At 32.8% G+C, this 1,175-nt stretch carries 1 protein-coding gene; it reads left to right on the forward strand.

What is annotated here, in order from left to right:
- Positions 1–348: 348 nt before the first annotated feature.
- Positions 349–1,113 carry a hypothetical protein gene (locus GPK60_RS07995; RefSeq protein ID WP_215659237.1) on the forward strand — a complete coding sequence of 255 codons (765 nt, stop codon included), beginning with the start codon at positions 349–351 and terminating at the stop codon, positions 1,111–1,113.
- Positions 1,114–1,175: the final 62 nt, after the last annotated feature.

Raw genomic sequence — 1,175 nt, forward strand, 5'->3', positions numbered from 1 at the left:
ATTTTGATACCTAATTTTCAACCTGTATAAAATTTTCAATGTTCTTCAATTTAGCCTTGACTTTTTATTTGCAGGCTTGAATATAAAATCAAAGGAACTGAAATTACAGATACTCTTGATGCTTTTGTATCATGCCAGCCCAACAGAAATCCTCGTATAACCTGTACTCCATCTCCGGATAAACTTTTAAAGATTTTAAAGGACTATGGTTCTATCATAAATTCCAAAACATTATCCTCTCTTTTAAAATCCTATATCGGTGGACTTCTTTTAAAAGAATGCTCTGTATTATCAAACCACGTTTTTAACATAGGCTGGTCAAGTTCCAAGGACTACCCTTTATATTTTATGCCTTTAGAAAGCGACCATTCACCAGTAAAGCATTCTGTCAAGGAGCTTCTTTTTTATGATATTGATGATCAAAAATCGCTTGTATCTGATTCTTTTTTTGTAAAACCAGAGTATGACGACAGTTATGTTTCCGTCATTCGTTTTTTATGTTCTGACAGAAATATTTTAAGCATCTTTGCATATACATTACATGCAATTTCATTTCATGCAATCGTTTCTTACGATTCATTTAACAAATGTACTCAGCTTATAAAAGAATCTTCCATTTTCTCTATTTGTATTTACGGATCAGATACAGAAAAGAGTTCTGCTGCCGCTAATATTTTTTCCAACCTCCTAGCGTTCAGCCCTTCACAGCCCAAAACACTTCTCAAAAACTCCTGTCTTTCTGTCACAAGTTTACATGCACAAAAATATATGCACAAATTATGCTATTTTTCCAGCATTCCCTTTTGCATCACTGCCAAAGATCATCGTATTACACGCAGTACCACTTTGTTAAAACGCATGCAAATCCTAAGAGAACGAAACAAGTTGCATATATATCCTGTTTTTATCGGTACAAATCCTATAAATGCTGATGAAGTCCTTGATTTTTCCTCTGATTCTTTTACGCTTCCCGATCATTTATCTGATTATAAAGTGAAACTCAATCGTTTATTATGTGACTATATAATTTTCTTGCAGGACATTTTAAATACTGACCGTGATTTACGTTTATCAAATCAGTTCAGAGAATTGTATAATCAAGCCTGCAAATAAAAAGTCAAGGCTAAATTGAAGAACATTGAAAATTTTATACAGGTTGAAAATTAGGTATCAAA

Source organism: Ruminococcus sp. MCC718, assembly GCF_018783905.1.
Lineage (GTDB): Bacteria > Bacillota > Clostridia > Lachnospirales > Lachnospiraceae > Hominisplanchenecus > Hominisplanchenecus faecis.